This window comes from Pseudomonas sp. Sample_9, from assembly GCF_004307535.1.
Taxonomy (GTDB): Bacteria; Pseudomonadota; Gammaproteobacteria; order Pseudomonadales; family Pseudomonadaceae; genus Aquipseudomonas; species Aquipseudomonas mercuritolerans.
In genome coordinates this window covers 1-5208 of sequence record NZ_RAZO01000360.1, presented here as the reverse complement: position 1 = coordinate 5208, position 5208 = coordinate 1, and the positions used below count along the sequence as shown (strand labels likewise).

Below are 5208 nucleotides of genomic sequence, written 5' to 3'. Positions count from 1 at the left end.
GTCGGCTTCAGCTCCACCTCGCGCGCATGAAACATCAGCGGCTTCAGCGTGCTCGCGTGCTGCTTGAGTTCCGGCGTTGAAGTCAGCTCAGCCAGACGCAAGGCTGACGCGGCCAGCCATTCCCGCGCCCGTGGCGACTTGATTTTCGCCAGGACCTTGCTGCTCAAACGTAGCGATACGCCGGCACCGCCCGCCACGCGCATCAACAGAAAGCTGATGAGCAACTCGGTGCGAACTTCGGCCACCACTTCGGCGAGGTATTGCGGCGGCAGCATCTTCAGCCAACTGGTGAAAGCAGCCAGATGAATGAACAGCAACGGCTCGTCGCTGAGCATCAACAAGGCGTTGGCAATCGCCTCGTTTGAAGCGGCAAGCAGCGCCTCAAGTTCGACTTCGCTCAGGTATTCCAGAAGCTTTGCGCTGTGTTCCTGCAGATCGGCGAGGAGGGCAAACAGTTGCTGGATGTCGTCCCAAACCCCGTTCAAAGCTTTTTCCAGACCGCGCCAATCGGCCCGCTGCAACTGCCCGTAACGATCAAGAAAACCGGCGCTGGAAAACTCCGTCCATTGCGGCTGAAAGCCGGTCCACTCAGCGCGCAGCCAGTTTTCCAGACCGGCGATGACACCTTCATAAGAGGCATACAGTGCGCGGACATGGGCGGTGGAAACGTCTGGAAAGAAAGTGACGCGGTAGCGCTGGCCGCGCATGCAATCGGTCACCTCGAGGATCCCGCTCGGGCCGATGGTGTGGCGCAGTGGTTCGCCGAAGGTCTGTACGCCGTCGACTTCGCTGAGCAGCGGTTCGAGGGTCACGGGGGTGTCGCCGATCGGCACAAAGCGCGCCGCTTCAAACATGTGCACCAAGGTCAACGGACCGCTGGCCGAACACATGACCACCGATGAGCTGACAGGTGCGCGCGAGGTGATGGGCGCGCTCAGTTGCACGTCATTGCCAACCTTGAACACTTGCTCGATGTCCAGCGCCGTCCCGGTCCAGAATTGCTCCGCCCAGGCGTCGTAGTGGTTCAGGCACAGGCGGAACTCATCGATCAGCGCTTCGAAATCTGGCTGCCGGGGATTCAGGGCGGCTACTACCAGCAGTCCGATGCTGTTGTTCAGGGCCAGGAGCCGATCGGGTTGAAACATTCGCAGTCGCTCGCGCATATGAAGAAACAGGAGCGCGGACTTTGCGGGGGATCAAAAAGGAAAGAAGTCGGGGAAGTAGGCAGTGTCTGTAGGAGTTTTCGCTAAATGCGAAAAGGCGTCGATGGCATTGCCCGTTGCTCAATGTCCATCGGCCTCGCTATGCTGCTGAACCCATTAATCAGATCCGCGTTGCGGCACGTTGCCTGTCGCCCGGGATGTCTTTGTTAACGGATCCGATGATGAATGCACCGCTGAAGACGTTCGGCCCGATCAAGGCCGTGATTTTCGATATGGACGGTTTGCTGCTCGATACCGAGGGCATTTACACCGAGGTCACCTCGCTGATTGTCGGGCGCTACGGGAAAACCTTCGACTGGAGCGTCAAACAAAACATCATTGGTCGCGGTGCCAATGACCTGGCCAATTACGTGGTGCAGGCGCTGGAACTACCGATCAGTCCGGAAGAATTCCTGCAGATTCGCGAGCCGCTGATGCGCGAGCGTTTCCCCAAGGCGCAGGCGATGCCGGGGGCCGAAGCGCTGGTGCGTCACCTCAAGGCGCACAACATCCCGATCGCAGTCGGCACCAGTTCGTCGCGCCAGTCGTTCGGGCAGAAAACCACCTTGCACCGTGAGTGGTTTGCGCTGTTCGATTTCATCGTCACGGCGGACGATCCGGAAGTCGGCGCGGCCAAACCGGCGCCGGACATCTTCCTCACCGCTGCCCGGCGCCTGGGCGTTGCACCTAAGGATTGTCTGGTGTTCGAGGACTCGCCGTTTGGCGTCACTGCGGCGAAGGCGGCAGGCATGACCGCAATCGCCATCCCCGACGCAGCGATGGCCGATGAGAAATATGCTCACGCTGACGGCATTATTCGTTCGCTGAAAGCATTTATGCCCAGCGCCTTTGGCCTGCCGACGCTGGAACTGGCTTGACCGTCGACACAAAAACGCCGCCCTTCCTATAAAGAAGGGCGGCGTTTTTTCTTGCCGATCTGTCAGGCGCCGAAACCACCGTCGATGGTCAGGCTGGCGCCAGTGATGTAGCCGGCTTCCGGCCCGGCCAGATAGGCGACGAAGCTGGCGATTTCATCGGCGGTGCCGTAACGACCGACGGCCATCAGCGGAATCAGGCTGTCGGCGAATTCGCCATGGGCCGGGTTCATGTCGGTGTCGACCGGGCCAGGTTGCACGTTGTTGATGGTGATGCCGCGTGGGCCGAGGTCGCGGGCCAGGCCTTTGGTCAGGCCGACCAGTGCCGATTTGCTCATCGCGTACACGCCGCCACCGCCGAAGGGCATGCGGTCGGCGTTGGTGCTGCCGATGTTGATGATCCGCGAGCCTTCGCCCATGTGTTTCGCTGCTTCCTGGGACGCAATGAACACGCTGCGCACGTTGATGGCCAAAGTCTGATCGAAGTCTTCCAGTTTGAAATCTTCCAGCGGCGCGATGGCCAGTACGCCGGCATTGTTGACCAGAATGTCCAGCCGGCCAAACGCTTCGACGGTGGCGCTGACGGCGTGGCGAATCGCGCCGGCATCGGCGCTGTCAGCCTTGATCGCCAGGGCTTTGCCGCCGTTGCCAGTGATGCTGTTCTGCAGTTCTTCGGCTTTGGCGGCGGAGCTGACGTAAGTGAACGCGACGGCGGCGCCTTCAGCGGCCAGACGTTTGACGATGGCCGCGCCGATGCCGCGCGAACCGCCTTGAATCAGAGCGACTTTGCCGCTGAGGTGTTGAGTGGTCATGTTCGATCTCCAAGTGTGCAAGGCGGAATGCCTTGGTGTTGGTGCCGAGTATCGGCGTGGCATCGACAACCGTGTAGACCATGATTGCTATAGTCTGTGTAAACCAGAAGTTTATAGTGCCGATCATGGAAACGTTCAGCAGTATCGAATGCTTTGTGCGCAGTGCCGAAGTCGGCAGCTTTGCCGAAGCGGCGCGACGCTTGAGCCTGACCCCGGCGGCGGTCGGCAAGAGCGTGGCGAAACTGGAGGCGCGGCTTGGCGTGCGGCTGTTCCAGCGTAGTACACGCAGCCTGACCCTGACCGAAGCGGGGCAGCTGTTTTTGAGTGAAGTCAGCGCCAGCCTGACCACCATCCAGAATGCCGTGGCCAATCTGGCCAGTGCCGGTGGGCAACCGGCCGGCACGCTGAAAGTCAGCATGGGCACGGTGTTCGGCCGTCTGTATATCGTGCCGCTGCTCGGTGAGTTTCTGCGGCGTTATCCGGCGATCAACCCGGACTGGCATTTCGATAACCGCCAGGTCGACCTGATCGGGCAGGGCTTCGACGCGGCGATTGGTGGCGGCTTTGAACTGCCACAAGGCGTGGTTGCGCGCAGGCTGACACCGGCGCATCGGGTGTTGGTGGCATCTGAGGACTATCTGCAAAAACATGCGCCGATCAGCCATCCCGATGACCTCAGGCAACACGACGGCATTCTGATTCGCTCACCGCAGACCGGGCGCGTGCGTTCCTGGCAACTGACTCACCGCGATCAGCAACACAGTCCGCTAACGTTGCGGGCGAGGATGACCATGAGTGATTCCGAGGCGGCGTGCGCGACGGCGATGCAAGGTTTGGGCATTGCGCTGGTGAGCATGCCGTTTGCGGTCCCGTATCTTCAAACAGGGACGTTACAGCGAGTGCTGCCGGACTGGTTTGTCGATGACGGCAACATTTCGATCTATTACGCCGAGCACAAATTGTTGCCGGGCAAGACGCGGGCGTTTGTGGACTTTGTGATTGAGCATTTTGCTGAGCAGGGACTGGGGCGGCGGTTTAGTGCTATCTGAGTAGGGCTTGGGACCGAGTCGTTTTCATTCGCGAGCAGGCTCGCTCCCACAGGGAGACGCGGTGCAAATGTGGGAGCGAGCCTGCTCGCGAAAAAGGCAACTCGGTCTATCGAGCAAAGCGCTGCGCCCAGCCAACAATATTCTTCGGCCGTGGCGTGGCATACGTGCGCACCTTCGACGTCGACAACTTCAAGCGCACCAGCGATTCGGCAATTGTCACCGCCGCTGTCACGCCATCCACCACCGGCACGCCGGTGCGCCGACGGATCTGTTCATCCAGCCCGGCCATGCCGCCGCAGCCCAGGCAAATCACCTCGGCCTTGTCATGGGTCACCGCCAGTTCGGCCTGCTGCACGATCGCTTCCAGTGCACGCTGCGGTTCGTGTTCCAGCTCCAGAACCGCCAGACCACTGGCGCGCACCGAGGCGCAGCGATCCCACAGGCCGGACAATTTCAGCCGATCCTCGATCAGCGGCACGGTGCGATCCAGTGTGGTCACCACCGAGTAGGCATGGCCGAGGAACATCGCGGTGCTGGCCGCCGCATCAGTGATATCTACCACCGGCACGTTGAGCAATTCCTGCAAGCCTTCGCGGCCATGTTCGCCGTAGCCGGCCTGAATCACGGCGTCGAAGGGTTGGTCGTAAGCCATCACCCGATCCATAACGGCGATGGCGGCCAGGTAGCTTTCGAAATTGCCTTCAATCGATTCGGCGCCGAAGTACGGGGTCAGGCCGACGATTTCGGTACCGGGTGAAGCGACGGCCTGCGCCGAGCGGGCGATGGCCTCGGTGATGGATTCGGTGGTGTTGACGTTGACCACGAGAATACGCATGGAAAATCCTTATTGCGGGCAGTGGTGCGGCCCGAAAACCGGGCCGCGAAGGGATCAGTGGCTGACGTTATCCACAGCGATGCATTCGCCGCTGACTTCGGCGTAATGCGTCTGGCGTTTGGCGATGATCAGGTAAAGCATGCCGGCGATACCGGCACCGATCAGCCAGGAGAACGGCGAAACACTGTGGAAACCAGGTACCAGGGCCAGGACGATGGCGATCAGCGCTGCAGGAATAAACGCCGCCACCGCGCGGAAATTGATGCCACGGCTGTAGTAATAAGCGCCGTTGGGGTCTTCGCTGTAGAGCTGCGGCACGTTGATCCGGCCTTTGCGGATCAGCCAGTAGTCGACCATGATCACCCCGTACAGCGGGCCGAGCAGGGCGCCGAGGCCCGACAGGAAATACACGATCACCAGCGGGCTGTTGTAGAG

Annotated in this window: 5 protein-coding genes and 1 pseudogene; 2 read left to right on the top strand and 4 right to left on the bottom strand. The window is 60.7% G+C overall.

The window, feature by feature from the left end:
• Positions 1 to 1145 (bottom strand): annotated as a pseudogene (locus tag D6877_RS20695) (type IV secretion protein Rhs); the annotation flags it as partial.
• Between the two features lie 239 nt (positions 1146 to 1384).
• Here D6877_RS20695 and D6877_RS20690 point away from each other — a divergent pair.
• Entirely contained in the window at positions 1385 to 2080 is a 696-nt protein-coding gene (locus tag D6877_RS20690) for an HAD-IA family hydrolase (protein ID WP_130911959.1), read from the top strand.
• A gap of 62 nt (positions 2081 to 2142) precedes the next feature.
• Here the strand turns inward: D6877_RS20690 and D6877_RS20685 are convergent, their stop codons facing one another.
• The gene (locus D6877_RS20685; RefSeq protein ID WP_016773811.1) at positions 2143 to 2889 is read right to left on the bottom strand and encodes a 3-oxoacyl-ACP reductase family protein; all 747 of its coding nucleotides are present in this window, start codon (positions 2887 to 2889) and stop codon (positions 2143 to 2145) included.
• Positions 2890 to 3014: 125 nt separating this feature from the next.
• Between D6877_RS20685 and D6877_RS20680 the strand changes: the two genes are divergently transcribed.
• Positions 3015 to 3938 carry a LysR family transcriptional regulator gene (locus D6877_RS20680; RefSeq protein ID WP_130911958.1) on the top strand — a complete coding sequence of 308 codons (924 nt, stop codon included), beginning with the start codon at positions 3015 to 3017 and terminating at the stop codon, positions 3936 to 3938.
• 106 nt (positions 3939 to 4044) lie between these two features.
• Here the strand turns inward: D6877_RS20680 and D6877_RS20675 are convergent, their stop codons facing one another.
• On the bottom strand, positions 4045 to 4773 hold the full coding sequence (locus D6877_RS20675) for an aspartate/glutamate racemase family protein (protein WP_130911957.1): 729 nt from the start codon (positions 4771 to 4773) through the stop codon (positions 4045 to 4047).
• A gap of 54 nt (positions 4774 to 4827) precedes the next feature.
• A partial coding sequence (locus tag D6877_RS20670) for a cytosine permease (RefSeq protein ID WP_178083725.1) occupies positions 4828 to 5208 on the bottom strand: 381 nt, incomplete at its 5' end.

Bases quoted from the DNA above. Each gene is read 5' to 3' on its own strand.
- D6877_RS20690 (WP_130911959.1), top strand. From the start codon at position 1,385: ATGAATGCACCGCTGAAGACGTTCGGCCCGATCAAGGCCGTGATTTTC.
- D6877_RS20685 (WP_016773811.1), bottom strand. From the start codon at position 2,889: ATGACCACTCAACACCTCAGCGGCAAAGTCGCTCTGATTCAAGGCGGT.
- D6877_RS20680 (WP_130911958.1), top strand. From the start codon at position 3,015: ATGGAAACGTTCAGCAGTATCGAATGCTTTGTGCGCAGTGCCGAAGTC.
- D6877_RS20675 (WP_130911957.1), bottom strand. From the start codon at position 4,773: ATGCGTATTCTCGTGGTCAACGTCAACACCACCGAATCCATCACCGAG.